Consider the following 21263-nt stretch of genomic DNA (forward strand, 5'->3'; position numbering starts at 1 on the left):
GTCGAAAGCGGGCCAAGGCTGGGGCGCCAAAACCCGACACCCATTCACAGTGCCTCGACCCTACGCCCTCAACCCCGCCAGATACCCATAGCTAACCCCCACCGACTCCAGCCGCGAGTGCGCGAACGGCGGTTCCTGCTCGACGAAGAAGTCGCGCACCCCGGCGGCGTAGGCGGCCGGCAGCAACCGCGTCCAGTCGATCATGCCGGAGCCCACCTCGGTCGGGTCCTGGACGAACACGAAGTTGGGCTTGGTCGTCGCCTTGATGTCCTTGACGTGCATGGCCGTGAACCGGCCCGGGTGGGCCTTCAGCAGAGCGAAGGGGTCCTGGCCCGCCGCGGCGACCCAGCCGGCGTCCATCTCGAACTCGACCAGGGTCGGATCGGTGCGGGCCAGCAGGATCTCGTAGCCGGTGCGTGCGCCGGGCTTGCCGTCCGCTAGGAGCCGGAACTCGGGATTGTGATTGTGATAGGCCAGCCTCAGCCCGGACTTGGCCAGCACCGCGCCCTTGGCGTTGAGGAAGTCGGCGTTGAAGCTCCAGTCGTCGGCGGTCATGGCGCCGCCGATCCGGCCCAGGACCTGGCCGAACGCCTCGCCCGAGCGGGGCTTCAGGTCGAAGCGCGCGGGCGTGTAGAAGATCGGCATGACGATCCGCTTGACCCCCAGGATGTGGGCCTCGTCGGCCAGCCGCGACAGGTCGCCGTCGAGGCTGGACTCGCCGCCTTGGGCCTGGACCTGGACGTGGGCGCTGGGCGTGCTCAGCCCCACGGCGTCCATCGCAGCGCGCAGCTGAGCCGGGGTGCGGCCCTGATAGCCCGCCAGTTCGATGGTCTTGAAGCCGATCGCGGCGACGGCGCGCAGCGTGCCCTCCAGATCGGCCTTGGCCTGGTCGGCAAGGGTGTAGAGCTGCAACCCAATCGGCAGGCCGGTGCGGGCGAAGAACGGCTGGGCGGCGGCCAGGCCGACGCCGGGCAAGGTCACTGCGCCGAGGCCAATGGCCCCGACAAGGCCGCGTCGCGTGAGGTCAAGCATTTCCGTTTCCTGCATCTTCCTCGGACTATGCATTGATCCCGCGCCGCGTCGATGGCCGTCGCGCGCCGCGCGCCTTGCCCCAAACACCGACGCAGGCTTAGCTGCGGCCTCTATACGAGGACCCCGCATGATCGCCACCACCCGCCGCGCCGCCCTGTTGTCGGCCTTCGCCACCGTCGGGGCCGGCGCCCTGGTCGCCACGCCGCGTTCGGCGCGGGCCGCCGAGACCGGCCAGGCCGCCGCCGCGATCGACCTCTACGCCCAGCAGGTGATGGCCGCGTTCCCAGACGAGCCGGGCCTGGGGATCTGCGTGGTCGAGGACGGCCAGATCACCCTGGCCAAGGGCTATGGCGTCAAGCGAATGGGCGGGACCGACAGGGTCACCGACTCCACCCTGTTTGGCGTGGCGTCCAACACCAAGGCCTTCACCGCCGCCGCCTTGGCCATGCTGGTCGAGGCCGGCAAGGTCGAGTGGGATGCGCCGGTCACGCGTTATCTGCCCAGTTTCGAGATGAGCGACCCGGTGGTCACCAAGCTGATGACGGTGCGCGACCTGCTGTGCCACCGCAGCGGCCTGACCCTGGGGGCCGGCGACCTGATGATCTGGCCCAACCCCACCCACAGCCGCGCCGACATCGTGGCCGGCATGAAGCACCTGCCGCTGGGCGAGGGTTTCCGCACCGGCTACGCCTATGACAACGTGCTCTATGTGGTGGCCGGCGAGGTGATCGCCGCCGTCACCGGCAAGCCCTGGGAAGACTTCATCCAGACGCGGATCCTGGATCCCCTGGGCATGAGCGACAGCGTGCCCCTGCCCTCAATGATCGGCGATCGATCGCGGGCCGAGCCGCATGCGCGGATGGGTCCGCCGGTGCGGGGCCTGGGACCGCAGACCGTGCTGCCGTTCGACGGCAGTTTCGGCGCCGCTGGAGCGGCGGGCGGTCTCAACACCTCCGCGCGCGACATCGGCAAGTGGCTGCAGGTCCAGCTGGGGCTGGGCGCGACGCCCGGCGGGCTAAAGCTGTGGACCGAGGCCTCGTCGCGCGAGATGTGGAAGCCCCACACCATCACCGCCTGGGCCGACGGCCCTACCGCCGACAACCCCGTGCGCCCGACGATGCAGGCCTATGGCCTGGGCTGGTTCATCCAGGACCATCGCGGCGAGCGGCTGCTGTCGCACACCGGCGGTCTGGCCGGCTTCATCTCCTATACGGGTCTGCTGCCGGGCCGGAAGTCGGGGATCATGGTGATGACCAACGCGGAGGAGGCCCCGCTCTTCCGGGCGTTGCGCTATGGCGGCCCCGATCGGCTGCAGGGCCGCGCCGACTTCGACTGGATCGGCTCGTCCAAGCGAGTCCAGGCCACCACCGACGCCAAGACCATCAAGGACGCCGCCGAGGCCGTCACCCCCAAGGGCGGCGGCGTCAAGCCAAGCCTACCGCTGGCCGCCTATGTCGGGACCTACCGCGATCCCTGGTACGGCACGATCACGGTCAGCGTGGTGAAGAAGGGGCTCAAGATCGCCTTCGACAAGACCCCCGCTCTGCGCGGCACGCTGGAAACCTTCGATGGGGATACGTTCCGCACGCGGTTCGAGGACCGCTCGCAAGAGGACGCGTTCATGGTGTTCGAGGTCAAGGCCGGGGTGGTTGTGGGGGCCACGATGCGGGCGGTCTCGCCGCTGGCGGACTTCTCGTATGACTATCAGGATCTGCGGCTGACAAAGGTTTAGCCTGCAATTTGAAACCCTCTCCCAGCGGGAGAGGGTTCACGACGTGCGGCCTCACACTTGCCGGCTGGAGGATTCTCGATCCCGAAAAAGGACACTGATGCCCCGCCCATATCGACGTCTGCGCGCTTTCGCCCAAGACACCAGGGCCGCTTCGGCCGTGGAAAACGCACTGTTGCTCAGCCTGACGGCGGTGATGGTCTACGCGTTCAAGGGGACCGGGGTCGTGAAGCTGGTCCAGCCCACGCGGCAAGCCTTTGACACCCTGATCCGCGCGCTGTCTTAACGCGGCCGCCAGCCTTCGGCGATGAACACGATCTGCTGGTCCATGGCGGCCGCTAGCTCGTTGGCCTGGGCCCCGTTGGCCGCAGCCAGGCGATAGTTCCAGGCATAGGCGGCCTTGAGCACATTGATGGTCAGGTCGGAGTCAAGATCGAGCCGTACGTCGCCGCGCGTCTTTCCGTCGTCCAGCACCTCGCGGAGCATGGAATTGAGCCTTACATTGCGGCCGTAAGGGGTGACGCCAGGGTCGTTGGAGGGGCTGTAGGACGCGGCGATGTGGGCCAGGAACAGCTTCACCCGGCGCGTCTCGAACGCGTAGTGGATGGCGAAGATCGAGGACAGACGGTCGGCGGTCGCACCGCGCAGGAACGGCACCACCCGGTCGAACTCGGCGTAGAGGTCGGCCAGTCGCGTCTCCATGACGTGGCTCAGCACCTCGGCCTTGGAGGCGAAGGTTGTGAAGACGCTGCCGACCGAAACGCCCGCCCGTTCGGCGATCGCGCGGATCGTCGTCTCGTCGTAGCCCGTGTCGTTGAACAGGTCTCGCGCGGCCTCGAGGACCTTCTCACGCGTCGCCTGTTTCTGCTCTTCCCGTACGCCCAAGCACCGTCCCCCCGGATAGCCTGCGTCACAAATGCATCTGGGAGCGGCCTCTCCGGCAAGGGGCGGCCGCCCCCGGTCGGTTCTTAAGCGCGCGCGCCCGCCAGAATGACCTTCAGTTGATCCGAAAGTCGCGACAGCAGTGCCTCAACCGTCCAGGCGTCGAAGATCGCCCGGCGATAGTTGGCGACATACACGTCCCAGATGATCTCGGCGAGCAGCTTAGTGTCGGCGGCGGCTTTAAGCTCGCCGCGTTCGACGCCGCGGATCAGCACGTCACTCAGCAAAGTGAAGATGTGCTTCAGGTGGCCGCGGTTACGGCGCTCGGCGGTTTCCGACCGGGTCCAGGACACGGCGATGCTGGCCTGCAACAGGGGCAGTTGCTCAACATGGAAGCCGTAGGCGACGGCGAACATGCCGATCACGCCTTCCTCGACGCTGACGGCATTGGCGCCAGCCTGCTTCATCTGAGCGTAGATGACCTCGTAGTCGGCGGTCAGGATCTCGTCGAACAACTCGCTCTTGTCGGCGAAGCTGGCGAAGACGGCGCCCGTCGACATGCCGGCGGCCTGGGCGATATCGCGGATGGTCGCCCCCTCATAGCCACGCTCGGTGAACAGGCGGCGGGCGGCCGACAGGACGCGCTCGCGGGTGTGCTGCTTGGCCAGCGCCCGGCGGGTCATCTTGATCGGGGTTTCGGTGTTGTACCCGGGATTCAAAGCAACAAAACTCATGCGACGGACTCCAGGCGAGCAAGCGCGGCTTCCGCGCGCTTCTCGAATTCAATGCAATATTCATCGACGACGTTCTGAAGAACCTCGGCGTATCGGAGCGCCAGGGCGCGGCCATCCTGAGCGGCGTCGCGCAGGTCGGTGATCAATTGGCGGACTTCCACCATGGCTTCATCGCGCTCGGACGCGGAAAAATCGGCGGCGGCGTCGGCGCTGCGGGCGCTCTGAGCCATCGGGTCTCTCCTGCCTCGCCGCTGGGAAATGGCGCTGACATGACCTGCGGTGAGGAATTGATCATGTTCAGCGAACGCGTACGGAAATTCGAAGTTGGCGCGTGTACCCTCAGCTTCAAGGGGTTGCAACTCGGAACTGAACTAAAATCGCCGAACAGCAGCGTTTGAGCTGTGTATGGTACCGGTAGATCTGCGTCACTGCGACAAATGCACTCAACGAACAGAGTCGACGAACGCAGTGTCGGATCGGTACGCCGGATCAAACGGCGGTCGGGGACCCTCCCCTTCTCGGTGCGCTGCGAGACGCTCTGGCCAAGCCTGGAGCGAGCGCCTAGTTTGCCGCCATGGACAAACTGTTCGACCTTCTCGTCCCCGTCACCCTTGGCGCCGTGTTGATCACGCTCTGCTTCGGCATCTTCGCCCTGTTCAAGGGCGGCGACTTCGGACGTTCCCATTCCAACAAGCTGATGCGCCTGCGCGTGGCGCTGCAGTTCCTGGCGGTGGTGGTTTTGATGGCCGCCTTCTGGTGGCGCGGTCGCTAAACCAGACTCCCCTAATGGTCGAGTAAGCCAGAGGGTTGCGCCATTCGCGCTAGGACATCTTGCCCCAGGGCGCCTTGCCACTGGCGCGGCCAACACGGAACCTTCGACCCATGGTGACGCTCAACTGCATCTACACCCGCACCGGCGACAAGGGTCTGACCCGGCTTTCGACCGGACAGCCGGTCAGCAAGGCGTCGATACGGGTCGAGGCCTATGGCGGAGTCGACGAGACCAACGCCTGTATCGGCGTGGCGCGCCAGCACACGAAGGCAGACGCCGAACTCGACGCCCTGCTTGAGCGCATCCAGAACGACCTGTTCGACCTGGGCGCGGACCTGGCCACCCCCGAGCAGAACGAAAAGCCGGAATGGGAGCCGCTTAGGGTGGTCGACAGCCAGGTCGAGCGGCTGGAGCGCGAGATCGACATGATCAACGCCAGACTCTCGCCCCTGACCTCGTTCGTGCTGCCGGCCGGCTCGCCCGCCTCGGCCGCCCTGCACGTGGCCCGCACTGTCTGCCGGCGAGCCGAACGCTCGGTCGTGGAGCTGATGAGCGTGGAGGGCGAAATCGTCAGCGAGCCGGCGCTCAAGTACCTGAACCGCCTTTCGGACCTGCTGTTCGTGGCCTCGCGCCGGGCCAATGACGACGGCGCGGCAGACGTGCTGTGGAAGCCGGGGGCGACGCGGTAGGGGGCGTTCGAGAAACCCTCTCCCAGAGGGAAAGGGTCTTATCTACTTCGCCGGCCGAGACACCGACGGACCTTCCATCTTCTGCGGGTCGGTATTGATCGGCGGAAGGTTCGACGGCCGCATGGTCAGGCGCTCGATCGGGTAGACCGTGCCGCACTTCATCCACTTCTCCGCCCAGGCGCCGCCGCGCTCGCCGCAGCGCTCCTTCGGCCACACATAAAAATAGTGGTAGGCGAAGACGCTGGCGCACGAGACCAGGAAGATGCCGAAGAAGATCTTCTGCAGCTGGATGATGTTGCTCTTCATGAACGCCTCATAATCGCCCGCCGAGCCAGTGGCCAGAGGGTTCTACGCACACCCGCGCCAGCGCGGCGCCACGCCAATCCTCAGCTTCGGTGTGCAGCGCAGCAGACGCGGCCGCGCAAGTGGCCTACGATTGTTTGAACGCCTCGGCCGATAATGCATTACGCTTACGTCAGGGGAAACTTGCAAACCTGCCGCAACGCGCTAATTCCGTCGGCGCAGGCAGGAAAAACTAGCCAGGAGGCGGCGTAGACCGATGAAGGTTCTGGTCCCGGTCAAACGGGTTATCGATTACAATGTGAAGGTCCGGGTGAAGCCCGATCAGACCGGCGTCGACCTTGCGAACGTCAAGATGTCGATGAACCCCTTCTGTGAGATCGCGGTCGAGGAAGCCGTGCGTCTCAAGGAAAAGGGCGTCGCCACCGAGATCGTGGTTGTCAGCATTGGTCCGCAACAGGCGCAGGAAACCATTCGCACCGCCCTGGCCATGGGCGGCGATCGCGGCATCCTGATCGTCACCGACGCCGATCCCGAGCCGCTTGCCGTCGCCAAGCTGCTGGCCGCCGTCGCCGCCGAGGAACAGCCGAACCTGATCCTGATGGGCAAGCAGGCCATCGACGGCGACAACAACGCCGTCGGCCAGATGCTGTCGGCCCTGCTGGGCTGGCCGCAAGCCACCTATGCCTCGGCCGTCGAGGTTTCCGGTTCGACCGCCAAGGTCACCCGCGAGGTCGATGGCGGCCTGCAGGTGCTGGACGTCGATCTGCCGGCCGTCATCACCGCCGACCTGCGCCTCAACGAGCCGCGCTACGCCTCCTTGCCCAACATCATGAAGGCCAAGAAGAAAGAGATCGCCAGCAAGACCGTCGCCGACTACGGCGTCGATGTCGCGCCGCGTCTCAAGGTGGTCAAGGTCGCCGAGCCCGCCAAGCGTTCGGCGGGCGTCAAGCTCGAGACCGCCGCCGATCTCGTTTCCAAGCTGAAAACCGCGGGGGTGCTCTGATGGCCGTTCTCGTCGTCGCCGATAACGACAACGCGCACCTGCGCGATGGCACCCACAAGACGGTCACCGCCGCCCTGAAACTGTCGTCCGAGGTGGACGTGCTGGTTCTGGGGTCGGGCGCCGACGCCGTGGCCGCCCAAGCGGCCAAGATCACCGGGGTGCGCAAGGTGCTGCTGGCCCAGAGCGACGCTCTCGGCCACGGTCTGGCCGAGGCGCAGGCCGACGCCGTGCTGGCCCTGGCGGGTAACTACGACGCGATCCTCGTGCCCGCCACCTCGGGCGGCAAGAACTTCGCGCCGCGCGTCGCCGCAAAGCTCGATGTGGCCCCGATCAGCGAGATCGTCGAGGTCGTCTCGGCCGACACCTTCACCCGCCCGATCTATGCCGGCAACGCCCTCGAGACCGTCCAGACCTCGGACGCCAAGAAGGTGATCACCGTGCGCCCCACCGCCTTCGCGGCGGCGGAAGAAGGCGGCTCGGCCCCCGTGGAAACCGTCGGCGGCGCGGAAGCCGGCCAGGCCCGGTTCGTCAGCGAAAAGATGGTCAAGTCCGACCGTCCGGAACTGGCGGCCGCCAAGATCGTGGTCTCCGGCGGTCGCGCCATGGGCTCGGCCGAGGAGTTCTCCAAGGTCATCGAGCCGCTGGCCGACAAGCTGGGCGCCGCCGTCGGCGCCTCGCGTGCGGCAGTCGATGCGGGCTATGCGCCGAACGACTACCAGGTCGGCCAGACCGGCAAGGTCGTCGCCCCGGCGCTGTACATCGCCATCGGCATCTCGGGCGCCATCCAGCACCTGGCTGGCATGAAGGACAGCAAGATCATCGTCGCCATCAACAAGGACAGCGACGCCCCGATCTTCCAGGTCGCCGACTACGGCCTGGTGGGCGACTACAAGACCGTCGTACCCGAACTGATGGACGCCCTGACGGCGGCTGGTAAGTAAGGCTTTCGCGGATAGCGGAATGGAGAAGGCCCGGGAGCGATCCCGGGCCTTTTTCTTTGGGCGCTGCGATGAAGGCGGGGCCCCTCACTTCGGGCTGTGGATCGGCATGGTGGCCGACCACACCGCGTCGCCGTACCGCAGCGGCGGGCCGACCTTGTCGCCGGCGGCAACCAGCAGCGACAGAACGGCGACGGCGGCGATCAGGAGGAGTTTCATCGGAGCACCTGTGAGCAAGAATGTCAGCCTCGTCGGCCTGTGCCGCTAAAATGGTCCGACAAAGCGGGGTTTACGAACGACGGTATCTGGGCGACCTTGTCAGCCTGACTAACAAGCCTGAGCCGCGATGCGCCTGCCGCCCTTCCTGACCTTGACCGCCCTGGAGGCCGCCGCCCGGCATCGCAGCTACAGCCGCGCGGCGCGGGAGTTGTTCGTCACCCACGGCGCGGTCAGCCAGCAGATCCGTAAGCTGGAGGACGAGCTGGGAACAAAGTTGTTCGTCCGCCGGGGCAACGCCATGATCCCCACCGCCACCGGCCAGCGCCTGGCCGATCAGGTCACAGCGGCGCTGGCCACTCTGCGCGCCGGGGTCGATGACGCCCGCGAGGCGACGCGCGGTCCTCTGGTGATCAGCAGCAGCGCCGCCTTCGCCAGCCGCTGGCTGGTCACTCGCCTGGCCCGGCTGGCGGCCGACACCGGCGAGCCAGACCTGATCGTCCGCGCCGAGGACCGCGTCGCCGACCTGACCACCGACGGCGTCGACATCGCCCTGCGGTTCGGCTGCGGCGTGTGGCCCGGCGTCGAGGTCGCCACCCTGATGATCGAGCGGGTGTTTCCGGTCTGCAGCGCCGACTTCCTGGCAAAGCACCCGATCCGCGAGACGCGGGATCTGCTGGACGTGCCGCTGCTGCGCCATGTCGGCCTGCCCTGGTCGATCTGGCTGACCGCCATGGGGGTGGAAGAGGCGCCGCGCCAGCAGGGACTGGCCTTCGAGGACACCGCCCTGATGCTCGACACGGCCGCCCATGGGGTAGGCGTGGCCCTGGCCCGCAGCGGGCTGGCGGAACGCGACCTCAGCGAGGGCCGGCTGGTGCGGCCGTTCTCCGGCGAGGTCAGCGTCGAGACCGGCAACCACTTCGTCTGGCGCGCCGACAGCCCCAAGCTGGCCCGCATCCTCAAGCTGCGCGACTGGTTCCTGGCCGAAACCGCGACGGCCCGAGCGGAAACGACGGCCGGCTAGCTTCCCCGGGCTAAACCGAACAGGCCCGCCGCCAGCAGCAGGGCCGCGTTCTCGCTGGTCTGGCCTTCGTTGGAGGCCCAGGAGCCGTCGGCCTCGCAGGCGTCCACGAAGCACTTGGCGGGCGGGGTTCCGGCCTCGATGACCGCCTTCAGCCGCGGGTCGGCCCCGGTCAGCCCGCCATTGGGGCCGCCACTGGCCCAGCCCGGCATGACGATCCCCCAGACCCGGCAGGTCCAGTGATACGGACGCCGCGTGGCGCGCGCGCCGTGGCCGGTGACGAAGCCATGGTCCAGGGCGTTGCAGCCCAGGACATAGTCGAGCAGGCGCTGGGCTGTCTCGCGCGCGCCCTCGCCGCCCAGCTCGCTGGCGAACAGGCACAGCACGGCGGTGTTCAGCGCCAGCTCGACCGAGCCCCAGATGTAGGCCTCGGGCCGAACCGTGAATCCGTAGGGATCTTCGGCGACAGAGCCCGCGACGACCTTGGCGGCTTCCAGGATCGCCGCCCGCGCCGCGGCCCCGGCCTCGCCCGTCGTTCGCGCCAAGCTCATAACGCCCAGCAACTGAGGTCCCACCCAGAAGAACGGGAAGACGCCCAGGTCCTTTACTCCGGCGGTCGCGCGCGCGGCGAGCTGAGGCGCGCCGGTCAGGACGGCCATCTCGCACGTCGCCCAGAGGATCTCCTGGCGCGGATCGGGGTCGGTATAGGCATAGTCGTCGTGCACGACCTTGGGGTGGGCCTCAAGCCAGTCCCAGGCGCGCAGGGCAGCGGCCTTGCAGCGGGCCGCGAACTCAGGGTCGAGCGGCGCGAACACGCGCGCGGCCTGCAGCATAACCCCAACGAACACCCCCGCGTCGAGGCTGGACGCGCCCTGGGCGGCGCGCGGATGCGGATCGCGCTCGGGCGGCTGGCCCCAGGCGTATTGGCCGCTGGAATCGACCTTGTGCAGCACCGAGCCGTCAGGGTTCTGCATCTTCAGCAGCCACTCCAGGCCCCAGCGCGCCTGTTGCAGCAGGTCGTCCAAGCCCGGCCAGGTTTGGGGAACGCCAAGGGTCAGGGCCTGGGCGGCATCCGGTCGCAGGGTGTGCAGCCACAGCATCTGACTGACGCTGATCGCCGCCATGTGGGACCACTTGCCGTAGTCACCAGCATTGTACCAGCCACCCGTCAGGTCACGCGATGCGCCATCGACGAGCAGGGCGGCCTCGCTGAGATGGCCCGCCGCGTGCTGGATCCCGGTCACGAGGTCATCGAGCGCGACATTGGCCCGGATCAGAAAGAAGGCGCGGGCGGCGTCGCGGACCAGCGGGGCGTAGATCGCCGGCCCGACCTCGAACGGCGCCGAGGCGAGCCTGTCGATCCGCACCCGGTAGCGGCCCGCCCGGCTCAAGGCCGAGAAGTCGCCGGTCCGCACATGTTCGCCTGCCGTGGCGGTCGCGTCGTGAACCTCCGGGTCCAGCCGACCGCTGAAGACCCGTTGGCCCGCCAGGGTCTCGACCGTGAACGGCCGAGCCCCCTTATCGCCGGGCGGGACCGGTAGGACGAAGCGCTTGGCGGCCTTGGGCAGGAAGCCCAGTTGGTTGAGCCGGGGTCCGGGAAGTGGCGCGCCGGCGCCGGAGCCGCGCGCCGCGCCAAGGGTCAGCAGACCGGCCGCCACCGCCGTCAGGCCCCGCCGGGTCAGCGCGCTTGGAGAGTTCGACATCCTGGCCGCCCCGCTTCGTTCGACCTAAGGTAGCGCTTTGCCCCACCCTCGACAATCGCGGCCGCCGCGCCAGGTTCACGGGAACCCATCGTGGACATTGACAACAGCGTTCCCCAGTCCTGAGCCCAATCAGGCGTGGGAGAGGGTCGTTCCCGCAGCGGCGGCGGTGATCCGGGGCAAGGGGCGAGCTTGGAAAGGAGAGACGCGACCATGGAGCCGCTTGACCTTGGAACAGGCTCGAATGCGTGGGTCCCCGCCCTTGCCGCCGCAGCGCAGCAAAGTCTTGGCGACGGTGGGGGTGCTCGTGCTAGAAAAGCAGGCATGAAATTGGACGGGACGCGCAAGGCCCCGCTCCGCCTCGAAAACGGCCCTCTGACAAGGCTAGTCTGAATGACGGATATCAAGACGGTCGGCGTGATCGGCGCGGGCCAGATGGGGTCGGGCATAGCCCATGTCGTCGCCCTAGCCGGCTACGAGGTCAGGCTGCACGACATCTCGCGCGAGCGCATCGACGCCGGCCTGGCCCTGATCGAGAAGAACATGGCCCGCCAGGTGAGCCGCGGGATCATCGACGAGGCCGCCATGGCCGCCGGCCTGGCCCGCATCACCGCCGCCGAGGCCATCGCCGACATCGGCGCGACCGACCTGGCCATCGAGGCCGCCACCGAGAACGAAGAGCTCAAGAAGGCGATCTTCCGCAGCCTGCAGCCCCACCTGGGCGCCGACACCCTGCTGGCCTCCAACACCTCGTCGATCTCGATCACCCGCCTGGCCAGCGCCACCGACCGCCCCGAGCGGTTCATCGGCCTGCACTTCATGAACCCCGTCCCGCTGATGAAGCTGGTCGAGATCATCCGCGGCATCGCCACCGACGTGCCAACCTACGAGCGCGCCGTGGCCTTCGCCAAGTCGCTGGGCAAGATCACGTCCAACGCCGAGGACTTCCCGGCCTTCATCGTCAACCGCGTGCTGGTGCCGATGATCAACGAGGCGATCTACACCCTGTACGAGGGCGTGGGCACGGTCGACGCTATCGACACCGCCATGAAGCTAGGCGCCAACCATCCGATGGGCCCACTGGAGCTGGGCGACTTCATCGGCCTGGACACCGTGCTGAGCATCATGAACGTGCTGCACGAGGGCCTGGCCGACAGCAAGTATCGCCCCTGCCCGCTGCTGGTGAAGTATGTCGAGGCCGGCTGGCTGGGCAAGAAAGCCGGGCGCGGCTTCTACGACTACCGCGGGGATGTTCCGGTCCCGACGCGGTAGGCGGCGGTCACCAGAGGGTCGGGACGCCGTAGGCCGAGAAGGCATCGTCCTTGGTCATGATCGGGATCTGGCTCCGCGCAGCCTGAGCGATGAGCAGCCTGTCCCAGGGGTCGCGATGGTGACGGGGCAACCTTGCGACCGTCACCGCGTCTTCAGGGGTAACGGCTAACCAGTCAAACCCTTCGGCGAAAACCGCATCGACAAGATCGATTGGAAGCCGCTGAAGTAAGGGATCAACAGGGCGCTTGAGCTCGATTTCATAAGCGCTTACGGCGCTCACCAGCACCTCAACGTCATCGGCGTTGACCACGTCGAAACCGCGAGACGAGAGTCGAGACGGATCGGTGAGCCACCAGATCAACACGTGCGTGTCGATCAGCAGTTTCATTTTTCCGGAAAGATCGGCCCGTCGGCCGCCTCTTCCAAATCGGGATCGGGACGCAGGAAAAGGTTCGGATCCTGCAGCTTCCCGTAATGAGCCCAGACCCCAGGAACCCGTTTTCGTGGCGTGCTCGCCGCCTTCTTCGCACTGTTGATCGTTGCGACAGTCTCGCCGTCACGCAGCAGTTCGAAGTCCTCGCCCGCATCGATGTGCGCGAGGAATTCGGCCAAGTCGGCCAGGTCGCTGACGTTGACGTTGACGCGGATAGTCATGCGCCAAAATTAGCACAAGACGTGCTTGGCGGCCAATATCACCTCACCCTCTCGCCCAACCTACAAACCCGTGTTGCGCAAGGCTCCTGCCTCGGGGGAGCCAGTCTTGCGCAATCTGTATCTCGCCACCGTGCTGGCCTTTGTCGTCATGCTCGCGGGTTTTGGACCCAGCTTCATGGGGGCGGCAAGGCCGCAGGATCCGATGCGGGAGGTGCGTGGCTCCCTGGCCGTCGCCTGGATGATCCTGCTGGTGGTCCAGAGCTGACTGATTGGCCATGGCCTATCGCCGCACGATGTTCCTGGTCTGCCTCCGCGGCGTTCACGCGCCTGATCGGCCTGCCGCCGGGTTAGAGCCCTAGCCGCCGCCCATCGCCACGGCGATATGGTAGGTGGCGAACGAGGCCAGATAGGCCAGGGTGGTCATGTAGAGGACCATCACCGCCGGCCAGGTCCAGCCATTGGTCTCGCGCTTGACCACGCCCAGGGTCGCCATGCACTGCGGGGCGAAGATGTACCAGGCGAGGAACGACAGGGCTGTCGCCAAGGACCACTGGTGCGAAAGCAGAGTGCTCAGGGCCACGTGGGAGTCGGCGTCGCCGCCCACGGCATAGACCGTTCCCAGGGCCGCCACGGCCACTTCTCGCGCCGCGAAGCCGGGGATCAAGGCGACGGTCATCTGCCAGTTGAAACCGATGGGCTGCATCACGGGCGCGATCAGATGCCCCAGTCGGCCAGCCAGGCTGTAGTCGATGGCCGGGCCCGTCGCGCCCGCAGGGGGATAGGGGAAGGTCGACAGCACCCAGACCACGATCATCAACGGCAGGATGATGCGTCCGGCGCGGTTGAGGAAGATCTGGGCCCGGGTCCACAGGTTCATCAGCACGTTGCGCGGCTCGGGCCAGCGATAGGTCGGCAATTCCATCATGAACGGCTCGACCGTGCCGCGCCAAAAGATCTTGCGGATCACGAACGACACGACCAGGGCGCTGACGATGCCGGCGGCGTAGAGGCCAAACATCACCAACCCCTGCAGGCTGAAGACACCCCAGACCTGGGTGTGGGGGATGAAGGCTGCGATGATCAGGGTGTAGACCGGGATCCGCGCCGAGCAGGTCATCAGCGGGGCGACCAATATGGTGGTCAGCCGATCATGCTTGTTGTCGATCACCCGGGTGGCCATGATCCCGGGGATGGCGCAGGCGAAGCTGGACAGCAGCGGGATGAACGCCCGGCCGTGCAGGCCCGCCCCGCCCATGATCTTGTCCATCAGGAAGGCCGCGCGGGTCATGTAGCCGCTGTCTTCCAGGATCAGGATGAAGAGGAAAAGGATCAGGATCTGCGGCAGGAAGACCAGCACGCTGCCCACCCCGGCGATCAGGCCGTCGGTCAGGAAGCTGCGCAGCAGGCCCTCCGGCAGGACGGCGCCGATCAGCACTCCGACCTGCTCGAAGCCCAGCCCGATTAGGTCCATGACCGGCTGGGCCCAGGTGAACACCGCCTGGAACATCACGAACAGCAAAGCAAACAGGATCAGCAGGCCGCCGACCGGGTTGAGCAGCACCGCATCGACCTTGCCGGTGACGGTGTCGGGGCGCTCGGCCGGGCGGACGCAGGCCTTGACGATGCGCTGGGCCTCGCGGTGGGCGGCGCGGATCTCGGCGGCGTCGGGCTCGCGCCAGACATTGTCCTGCTCGCCGGCATGGCTCAGCACCAGGGCGTCGGCCGCAGCGACCAACTCTTGCAGTCCCCGTTTGCGGGTGGCGACGGTGGGGATGATCGGCGCGCCGATCTCGGCCGATAGCCGCTCCAGGTCGATGCGCAGGCCCTGGCGCTGGGCGATGTCGTACATGTTGAGCGCCAGCACGAACGGCCGGCCCACCTGCTTGAGCTCCAGCACGAGGCGCAGCACCAGCCGCAGGTTGGTGGCGTCGGCCACGCAGATCACCACGTCGGGGGCGGTTTCACCAGCCAGCTTGCCCAGCACGGCGTCGCGGGTCACCACCTCGTCGGGGCTGCGGGCCCGCAAGGAATAGGTGCCGGGCAGGTCGAGCACGTGGGCGCCGCGGCCGCTGGCCAGGGTCAGCACGCCTTCCTTCCGCTCGACGGTGACGCCGGCATAGTTGGCGACCTTCTGGCGGCTGCCGGTCAGGGCGTTGAACAAGGCGGTCTTGCCGGAATTGGGATTGCCGACCAGCGCCAGGCGAACGGGCCGTGAAGCGGCGGACGAAGGGGGCGATGGGGTCGCCGAAGGAGCGACGAGGGTGTCGGGCAAGGTCTCAGGCCTCGTGGAACTGGACGGTGACGGCGGCGGCCTCGCGGCGGCGCAGGGCCACGCGCATGTCGTCGATGCGGACGGCGATGGGGTCACGACCGAACAGGCCCTCGTGCAGCACCTCGATCAGGGCGCCCTCGACGAAGCCCATCTCCAGCAGCCGGCGTTCCAGCTCGGCTGAGTCGACGGCCTCGTGGGCGCCGGTCTGGCCGCTGACCTTGGTGATGACGCCCGCCTGGCCCTTGGACGCCGTGCTGAGCGGCCTCTCCATGCCCAGCGCCGACGCGCCGCTCGCGGCGGGACGGTCCAAGGTTTCGGGAGAGAGGTGAAGGACGTCGGACATGGTCGCACCGGAAAAACTTGCGAACGATTATCAGTCCTAGGTCACGCTGTCATGTCCCGATTAGAGCGGCGGATTGTCGCCAATCAGGAGAGGCGGTCGCGGAAGTCGCTATAGTCGAACTGGCGGACCAGTTTCAGGCCGTCGGTCTCGCTGTTCCACAGCGCGATAGCCGGCAGGGGGACGCCGTTGAAGGTGTTGGTCTTGACCATCGAATAGTGGGCCTGGTCGAGGAAGGCGATGCGCGTTCCCGGCGTGGGCCGCGCGGCGAAGCCATAGTCGCCGATGATGTCGCCGGCCAGGCAGGAGGGGCCACCCAGCCGAACGGTGACCCCGTCGTCTTGCTCGTCCAACATTGCTGGCCGGTAGGGCGCCTCGATGACGTCTGGCATGTGGCAGGTGGCCGAGATGTCGGTGATGGCGACGGGCATGGCGTTGTCGAAGACGTCGAGGATCTCGCCCACCAAGATACCGGTGTCGAGGGCGATGGCCTCGCCGGGCTCGATATAGACCTGCAGCCCGTGGCGTTCGGCGATCTGGCGAAGCAGGCCGACCAGATCGTCGATTCGGTAGTCGGCGCGCGTGACGTGGTGGCCGCCGCCCAGGTTCAACCATTTCAGACCGCCCAGCACTCCCGCCAGCTCCGGCTCCAGCGACGCCCAGATCCGCTGCAGCGGCTCGAAACCCTGCTCGCACAGAGCGTGGATGTGCAGGCCGTCGACGCCCTGCAGATGTTCCGGGCGCAACTTCGACACCGGAAAGCCCAGCCGCGAGCCCCGTTGGCAGGGGTCGTACTTGGCGACCTCCGCCTCGCTGTGCTCGGGGTTGAGCCGCAGGCCGATGTCGAACACCTGGCCCTGCTCGCGCGCCGCCGCGATCAGGTCTGCGAACCGGACGATCTGGTCGGGCGAGTTGAAGATCACCGAGTCCGACAGTCGCAGGATCTTGGGCAGGTCCTCGCGCTTGTAGGCCGGCGAATAGGTGGTCAGGTGGCCGGAATAGAACTCCCGCGCCAGCCGCGCCTCCCACAGGCCCGAGGCGCAGACGCCGTCCAGATACTGGCCCACCAGATCGGCCAGCGACCACATCGAGAACGCCTTGAGCGCCAGCAGCACCTTGGCGCCGGACCTGTCCCCGACATCCTTGAGCGTGGCGAGATTGCGCGCCACCGCCACCTCGTCGACCACGAAACAGGGCGACGGAACGCGGCTCAGATCAAAGCGCGCGAAGGTTCCAGGACCGGCGGCTTGGGTTTGCATGGCCATGATCGATCAGAAGGCCAGAGGCGCGTCCAGGTCCTGGACCTTCCAGGGCAGGCCATGCCGGTTCAGCATGTCCATGAACGGGTCGGGATCCAGCTGCTCCATGTTGAACACCCCCGCGCCCTGCCACTGGCCGGTCAGCATCAGGGCCGCGCCGATCATCGCCGGCACGCCGGTCGTGTAGCTGACCGCCTGGTTGCCGGTCTCGGCATAGGCTGCCTCGTGATCGCAGACATTGTTGACATAGACCGTGCGGGCCTGGCCGTCCTTCTGGCCCGTGGCGATGGTGCCGATATTGGTCTTGCCCTTGGTGATCGGGCCCAGCGAGGCGGGCTCGGGCAGCAGGGCTTTCAGGAACTCGATCGGGATGATCTCGCGGCCCTGGAACATCACCGGGTCGATCCGCGTCATGCCCACGTTCTGCAGCACGTCCAAGTGCTTGAGGTAGGAGTCGCCGAAGGTCATCCAGAAGCGGATGCGGCTGATCTCCGGATAGAACTTGGCCAGCGACTCCAGCTCCTCGTGGTACATCAGGTACATGTTCTTCGGGCCGACCTGGTCGAAGTCGAAGACCTGCTTGTGCGACAGGGCGGGCCCCTCGACCCACTGGCCGTTTTCCCAGTGGCGCGAGGGCGCGGTCACTTCACGGATGTTGATTTCCGGATTGAAGTTGGTGGCGAACGGCAGGCCGGTGTCGCCGCCGTTGCAATCGAGAATGTCGAGCGTGTCGATCCGGTCCAGCAGGTGCTTCTTGGTGTAGGTGGTGAACACCGAGGTCACGCCGGGGTCGAAGCCGCTGCCCAGCAGGGCCATCAGGCCGGCGTCCTTGAAACGGTCCTGATAGGCCCACTGCCAGCTATATTCGAACTTGGCCTCTTCGCGCGTCTCGTAATTGGCGGTGTCGAGATAGTTCACCCCGGCCGCCAGGCAGGCGTCCATGATGTTCAGGTCCTGATAGGGCAGGGCCAGATTGACCACCAGGGCGGGCCTGACCGCCTGGATCATCGCCGTGGTCGCGGCGACGTCGTCGGCGTCCAGCGCTGCGGTGTCGATGGCCACGCCGGTGCGCTGTTTCACGGACTCAGCGATCGCGTCGCACTTGGACCTGGTGCGGCTCGCCAGCGTGATGTGCGAGAAAATCTCGGCGTTCATCGCCATCTTGTGGACGGCGACAGAACCCACGCCGCCTGCACCGATTACCAGAACCCTGCTCATCTGGGCCTCTCCTAACGCCGAATAACCTCTGGCAGCATAGCCGCCTGTCATGGGGGCGGGGGTCTTATCACGACCGAAGGCCTGCTAACCACCCATGGCGGACCCGCAACCTGGCTCCACCCCCGTTCCCTAACGCCTGAATTCGCCTCGCGAGGGCCTTCCCCGACGATCCAGGCGCATTTCCAAGGATGACGACCATGTGCGACGCATCCACGACAGCGCCCTGTGGTTAAGGCGCGGCGTAATGGCCCAAAGGCGTTAATCTGTTCGACTCACGGCCAGCGCGACTCGCATACTGAGCGCGACGATTCGTAGGGATTTCGAATGCGAAGGCTGATGCTGGCGCTGCTGACCGGCGCCTATCTCTGTCTGGCTCTGGTGACGTCCCTGGCCCTTTGGCGCATGGGCGCGGCGCCGTCTGTCGGCCTGGCCGCCTTCATCGGCGCCATGGGCCTGTGCTTCGCCGTTCACGCCGTGATCGCCAGCGCCCTGCAAGGCGCGTCGCTGCGTGTCGACATCGAGACCATCCGCGAGGCCCACGGCATCGTGCTGGAACAGGTCGAGAAGATCGACGCCCGCATCACCGGCCTGCTGGAAACCGTCGTCGACGACGCCCAGCGCCGCTCGGCCGAACTGACCAGCGAGGTCCACCAGCTGGAAGACCTCGTCGCCCAGATGAGCGACCGGCTGGAGCACCAGCTGACCTATCAGGTCGAGGTCGCCCGCGCCGAGCCGCAGCGCCGCTCGCCCCAGTCCAACGCCCTGCTCGAAGTGGTCCAGGACGCCCTGGCCGAGAACCGCGTCGACCTCTATCTGCAGCCGGTCGTCAGCCTGCCCCAGCGCCGCACGGTCTTCTACGAAAGCTTTTCGCGCCTGCGCGACGAGACCGGCCGCATCATGATGCCGGCCGAATATCTGGCCGTGGCCGAGCCCGAGGGCCTGACCGCCGCCATCGACAACCTGCTGCTGTTCCGCTGCGTGCAGATCGTCCGCCGCCTGGCCAAGCAGGATCGCAAGGTCGGGATTTTCTGCAACATCTCGCTGCCCAGCCTGGCCGACGAGGCCTTCTTTGCCCAGTTCCTGGAGTTCCTCCAGGTCAACAAGGACCTGCACGGCGCCCTGATCTTCGAACTGGGCCAGGCCGCCTTCAACGAGCGCGGCTCGGTCGAGGCCCGCCACATGGCCCGCCTGGCCAGTCTTGGGTTCCGCTTCAGCCTCGACAAGGTCACCGACCTGGACCTGGACTTCCAGGACCTGGCCCGCGCCGACGTCAAGTTCCTGAAGATCGGCGCCCAGCTACTTCTAGATCAATTGGAAGAGCAGGACGGCAAGCTGGTGATCGCCTCCCTGCCCGACCTCAACGCCCAGGACTTCGCCGGCCTGACCCGCCGCTATGGCATCGAGATCATCGCCGAGAAGGTCGAGCACGAGCGCCAGGTCGTTGACGTACTGGAACTCGACATCGGCTATGGCCAAGGCCACCTGTTCGGCGAACCCCGCGCCATCCGCGACGCCGTCCTGGCCGAGGCCGACCCGCCGCAAGACTTCATGCGCGGCGCCCTGAGGCGCCGGGCCGGGCGCTAGGTTAAGCGGCTAATCTGGGATGTCGAAGTTGATCGGCATCACCAACGGAGCATCGACCTGGATGCCGTCAATGACTTCGGGGCTATAGAGAAGAGCTACGCTCATCTTCATAGCGGCATCGCCGAAGCCATAGTCGGCAGGGGTCTCCTCGGTCACTTGGCAACCGTCCAGATGCTCCTCCTTCACACCTAAACACGTCAGAACGACCCGGCCATCCACCTCCATGCGCTGAGCGCGAGCGGGATAGTATTGGCTGATATCGACCTTCGTCGGCAGCGGGGTAAGCGGCCGATAATCAATCACTTTCGCGGGGACTGTGGGCGAGACAATCGGGGCCGGGGCGATAGAAGGCGCGGGAAACGGACCCGTCGAAAGAAGGAGTTCAACGGTGGAGCCAACCGTCGAACGCCCTTCATCCGTCCAAGGCTGCACCGCGATGAGGCGGAGGTTCGCCAAGGCTAGGCGCGCGACTTCAGGATCGGCCGGCACAGACTTTATCAGGTCACAGGCCTCAAGTTTGCCGGCCACGGCCACGCGACATCGCAAATGTGCTTGCCCTTGAGCAACGCCGGCGGGTTTGATTGAGGCTCCGGGCGAAGCCGATGCCACCTGACCAACCCGGCGCGGCCGCCCCACCAGGCCATCGAAGGCGACAGTGAAAGCTTGGCGAATGTCCCAATTTTGCGGCGCCACGCGAAAAAGGCTGGTTAAGCCGAGCGCGGCTCGTCCGAATCCTTCGCTCGGCGAGGTCTCGGCGACCGCTCGACAGTCGGTCAATCCGCCCGCTCGGCTCACCGCGCAATCGAGTCGAGCATAGCCTTGATGGCCTTGAGCCAGAGCGGCGGGCGGATATGCTGCCCGCACATCCGCCGTCGTCGGCGCGGAGAGCCATTGGGGTGGCGGCCCCACCGTCTCGTCGAAACGCCGGCAGCGGATGTCGCACTCGAAGACAATGTTGGTCGGAAACGACATAGCCACAGGCGTCCCGCCCTTAAGGGCCGGCGCAAACCTAAACAACGGGGCCAACTTCAAAGCCGCCTCGCCGAAACCTAAACCCGGCGCGCTCTCCTCGGCAATTGTGCAGGCCTGCAGAAGGCCCTCGCGTGTCACTGTGCACCATAGTTTCGCCGAGCCCTCGGTCCCACCAAATCGTGCGGCGCGCGGCCAGGCGTCATAGAGAGCGTCCAAAGACGGTCCCGCGGCTTGCAGGGGCAGCTGATACGCCGTCCCGCGGACGTGCGCGGTCTTTGGCTTGGGCAAGGCGAAGACAAACTCTTGCTCGGCGGCATAGGAGGAGCTTTGGTCCCTGGCGGTAGGCGAGCCCTCATAGTGCTTGGCCAAGGCCAGTGCGGCAGCTCCGAATCCTTCTCCCGTCGGCTCTTCCGAATCTAACTTACATGCCCAGATGACCTGTTCACTCGTTGTGCACGCGATAACCGCTTTGCCTTGCAAGCCCTTAGCCTTGGCGGATGGGGGATAGAACAACTGGATCTCGTCGATCCGCACTCTCAGCTTGGGCGCGCCCGTACCTTCCTGAGCGGCCGCCCCACTAGCCAAGCTGGCCAGGACGGCCGTTGCCAAAATGCCCAGGCATTTCTTCATAATCATCGCCCCGCTATGCGCAGCGCTTACCTAGAGGTTAGAG

At 66.5% G+C, this 21263-nt stretch carries 24 protein-coding genes; 10 read left to right on the forward strand and 14 right to left on the reverse strand.

What is annotated here, in order from left to right; genetic code table 11:
* Positions 1-60: 60 nt before the first annotated feature.
* Positions 61-1032 carry a sugar phosphate isomerase/epimerase family protein gene (locus tag ACP696_RS13675; protein ID WP_426009346.1) on the reverse strand — a complete coding sequence of 324 codons (972 nt, stop codon included), beginning with the start codon at positions 1030-1032 and terminating at the stop codon, positions 61-63.
* Between the two features lie 127 nt (positions 1033-1159).
* On the opposite strand from ACP696_RS13675, the gene ACP696_RS13680 reads away from it, so the two are divergent.
* On the forward strand, positions 1160-2764 hold the full coding sequence (locus ACP696_RS13680) for a serine hydrolase (protein ID WP_426009349.1): 1605 nt from the start codon (positions 1160-1162) through the stop codon (positions 2762-2764).
* A 97-nt stretch (positions 2765-2861) separates the two neighbouring features.
* Positions 2862-3047: a hypothetical protein gene (locus ACP696_RS13685; protein WP_426009351.1), complete on the forward strand. Its 186-nt coding sequence runs from the start codon at positions 2862-2864 to the stop codon at positions 3045-3047.
* Here ACP696_RS13685 and ACP696_RS13690 read toward each other — a convergent pair.
* From ACP696_RS13690 to ACP696_RS13700, 3 genes are all read right to left on the reverse strand, one after another.
* Entirely contained in the window at positions 3044-3646 is a 603-nt protein-coding gene (locus tag ACP696_RS13690; protein ID WP_426009354.1) for a TetR/AcrR family transcriptional regulator, read from the reverse strand. The genes ACP696_RS13685 and ACP696_RS13690 overlap by 4 nt on opposite strands.
* 83 nt (positions 3647-3729) lie before the next feature.
* Entirely contained in the window at positions 3730-4377 is a 648-nt protein-coding gene (locus ACP696_RS13695) for a TetR/AcrR family transcriptional regulator (protein ID WP_426009356.1), read from the reverse strand.
* Positions 4374-4607, reverse strand: a complete 234-nt coding sequence (locus ACP696_RS13700; RefSeq protein WP_426009358.1) for a hypothetical protein — start codon at positions 4605-4607, stop codon at positions 4374-4376. The genes ACP696_RS13695 and ACP696_RS13700 overlap by 4 nt, the downstream gene beginning before the upstream one ends.
* Positions 4608-4951: 344 nt before the next feature.
* Between ACP696_RS13700 and ACP696_RS13705 the strand changes: the two genes are divergently transcribed.
* Complete coding sequence (locus ACP696_RS13705; RefSeq protein WP_426009361.1) at positions 4952-5149, forward strand: twin transmembrane helix small protein; 198 nt, start codon at positions 4952-4954, stop codon at positions 5147-5149.
* A gap of 110 nt (positions 5150-5259) precedes the next feature.
* The gene (locus tag ACP696_RS13710) at positions 5260-5838 is read left to right on the forward strand and encodes a cob(I)yrinic acid a,c-diamide adenosyltransferase (RefSeq protein ID WP_426009364.1); all 579 of its coding nucleotides are present in this window, start codon (positions 5260-5262) and stop codon (positions 5836-5838) included.
* Positions 5839-5880: 42 nt separating this feature from the next.
* Here the strand turns inward: ACP696_RS13710 and ACP696_RS13715 are convergent, their stop codons facing one another.
* A complete protein-coding gene (locus ACP696_RS13715; protein WP_426009366.1) occupies positions 5881-6144 on the reverse strand; it encodes a hypothetical protein in 264 nt (87 codons plus the stop codon).
* Between the two features lie 253 nt (positions 6145-6397).
* On the opposite strand from ACP696_RS13715, the gene ACP696_RS13720 reads away from it, so the two are divergent.
* Positions 6398-7144, forward strand: coding sequence for an electron transfer flavoprotein subunit beta/FixA family protein (locus tag ACP696_RS13720; protein ID WP_426009369.1), 747 nt, complete (start codon positions 6398-6400; stop codon positions 7142-7144).
* Complete coding sequence (locus ACP696_RS13725) at positions 7144-8085, forward strand: electron transfer flavoprotein subunit alpha/FixB family protein (RefSeq protein WP_426009371.1); 942 nt, start codon at positions 7144-7146, stop codon at positions 8083-8085. Before ACP696_RS13720 ends, ACP696_RS13725 begins: the two co-directional genes overlap by 1 nt.
* A gap of 84 nt (positions 8086-8169) precedes the next feature.
* Here ACP696_RS13725 and ACP696_RS13730 read toward each other — a convergent pair whose 3' ends face one another.
* Entirely contained in the window at positions 8170-8301 is a 132-nt protein-coding gene (locus tag ACP696_RS13730) for a hypothetical protein (protein WP_426043914.1), read from the reverse strand.
* 127 nt (positions 8302-8428) lie between these two features.
* Between ACP696_RS13730 and ACP696_RS13735 the strand changes: the two genes are divergently transcribed.
* The gene (locus tag ACP696_RS13735) at positions 8429-9322 is read left to right on the forward strand and encodes a LysR substrate-binding domain-containing protein (RefSeq protein WP_426043915.1); all 894 of its coding nucleotides are present in this window, start codon (positions 8429-8431) and stop codon (positions 9320-9322) included.
* On the opposite strand, the gene ACP696_RS13740 is transcribed toward ACP696_RS13735, so the two are convergent.
* Complete coding sequence (locus ACP696_RS13740; protein WP_426043916.1) at positions 9319-11022, reverse strand: glycoside hydrolase family 9 protein; 1704 nt, start codon at positions 11020-11022, stop codon at positions 9319-9321. The two genes, ACP696_RS13735 and ACP696_RS13740, sit on opposite strands and share 4 nt — an antisense overlap.
* A gap of 390 nt (positions 11023-11412) precedes the next feature.
* Between ACP696_RS13740 and ACP696_RS13745 the strand changes: the two genes are divergently transcribed.
* Positions 11413-12291 (forward strand): 3-hydroxybutyryl-CoA dehydrogenase, encoded by an 879-nt coding sequence (locus ACP696_RS13745; RefSeq protein WP_426009383.1) that lies wholly within the window; start codon positions 11413-11415, stop codon positions 12289-12291.
* A 7-nt stretch (positions 12292-12298) separates the two neighbouring features.
* Here ACP696_RS13745 and ACP696_RS13750 read toward each other — a convergent pair whose 3' ends face one another.
* Both ACP696_RS13750 and ACP696_RS13755 read right to left on the reverse strand, forming a co-directional pair.
* Complete coding sequence (locus ACP696_RS13750) at positions 12299-12679, reverse strand: type II toxin-antitoxin system VapC family toxin (RefSeq protein ID WP_426030866.1); 381 nt, start codon at positions 12677-12679, stop codon at positions 12299-12301.
* Positions 12676-12945 (reverse strand): hypothetical protein, encoded by a 270-nt coding sequence (locus ACP696_RS13755; protein ID WP_426043917.1) that lies wholly within the window; start codon positions 12943-12945, stop codon positions 12676-12678. The genes ACP696_RS13750 and ACP696_RS13755 overlap by 4 nt, the downstream gene beginning before the upstream one ends.
* Before the next feature lie 106 nt (positions 12946-13051).
* Here ACP696_RS13755 and ACP696_RS13760 point away from each other — a divergent pair, with 106 nt between their 5' ends.
* Complete coding sequence (locus ACP696_RS13760) at positions 13052-13210, forward strand: hypothetical protein (RefSeq protein ID WP_426043918.1); 159 nt, start codon at positions 13052-13054, stop codon at positions 13208-13210.
* Positions 13211-13300: 90 nt separating this feature from the next.
* Here the strand turns inward: ACP696_RS13760 and feoB are convergent, their stop codons facing one another.
* The 4 genes from feoB to ACP696_RS13780 all read right to left on the reverse strand — a co-directional run bounded on the left by feoB (position 13301) and on the right by ACP696_RS13780 (position 18034).
* Positions 13301-15217: a ferrous iron transport protein B gene (feoB, locus tag ACP696_RS13765; protein ID WP_426009391.1), complete on the reverse strand. Its 1917-nt coding sequence runs from the start codon at positions 15215-15217 to the stop codon at positions 13301-13303.
* 4 nt (positions 15218-15221) lie between these two features.
* Positions 15222-15560, reverse strand: coding sequence for a FeoA family protein (locus ACP696_RS13770; protein ID WP_426009394.1), 339 nt, complete (start codon positions 15558-15560; stop codon positions 15222-15224).
* Positions 15561-15643: 83 nt separating this feature from the next.
* Positions 15644-16816, reverse strand: coding sequence for a carboxynorspermidine decarboxylase (locus ACP696_RS13775; protein WP_426043919.1), 1173 nt, complete (start codon positions 16814-16816; stop codon positions 15644-15646).
* Positions 16817-16828: 12 nt separating this feature from the next.
* Positions 16829-18034 carry a saccharopine dehydrogenase C-terminal domain-containing protein gene (locus tag ACP696_RS13780; protein WP_426043920.1) on the reverse strand — a complete coding sequence of 402 codons (1206 nt, stop codon included), beginning with the start codon at positions 18032-18034 and terminating at the stop codon, positions 16829-16831.
* 324 nt (positions 18035-18358) lie between these two features.
* Between ACP696_RS13780 and ACP696_RS13785 the strand changes: the two genes are divergently transcribed.
* Positions 18359-19618 (forward strand): EAL domain-containing protein, encoded by a 1260-nt coding sequence (locus ACP696_RS13785; RefSeq protein WP_426009401.1) that lies wholly within the window; start codon positions 18359-18361, stop codon positions 19616-19618.
* A 9-nt stretch (positions 19619-19627) separates the two neighbouring features.
* On the opposite strand, the gene ACP696_RS13790 is transcribed toward ACP696_RS13785, so the two are convergent.
* Entirely contained in the window at positions 19628-21220 is a 1593-nt protein-coding gene (locus ACP696_RS13790) for a TonB family protein (RefSeq protein WP_426009404.1), read from the reverse strand.
* Between the last annotated feature and the right edge of the window lie 43 nt (positions 21221-21263).

Origin of the sequence: Caulobacter sp. DWR3-1-2 (assembly GCF_049896225.1) — a bacterium.
Taxonomy (GTDB): domain Bacteria; phylum Pseudomonadota; class Alphaproteobacteria; order Caulobacterales; family Caulobacteraceae; genus Caulobacter.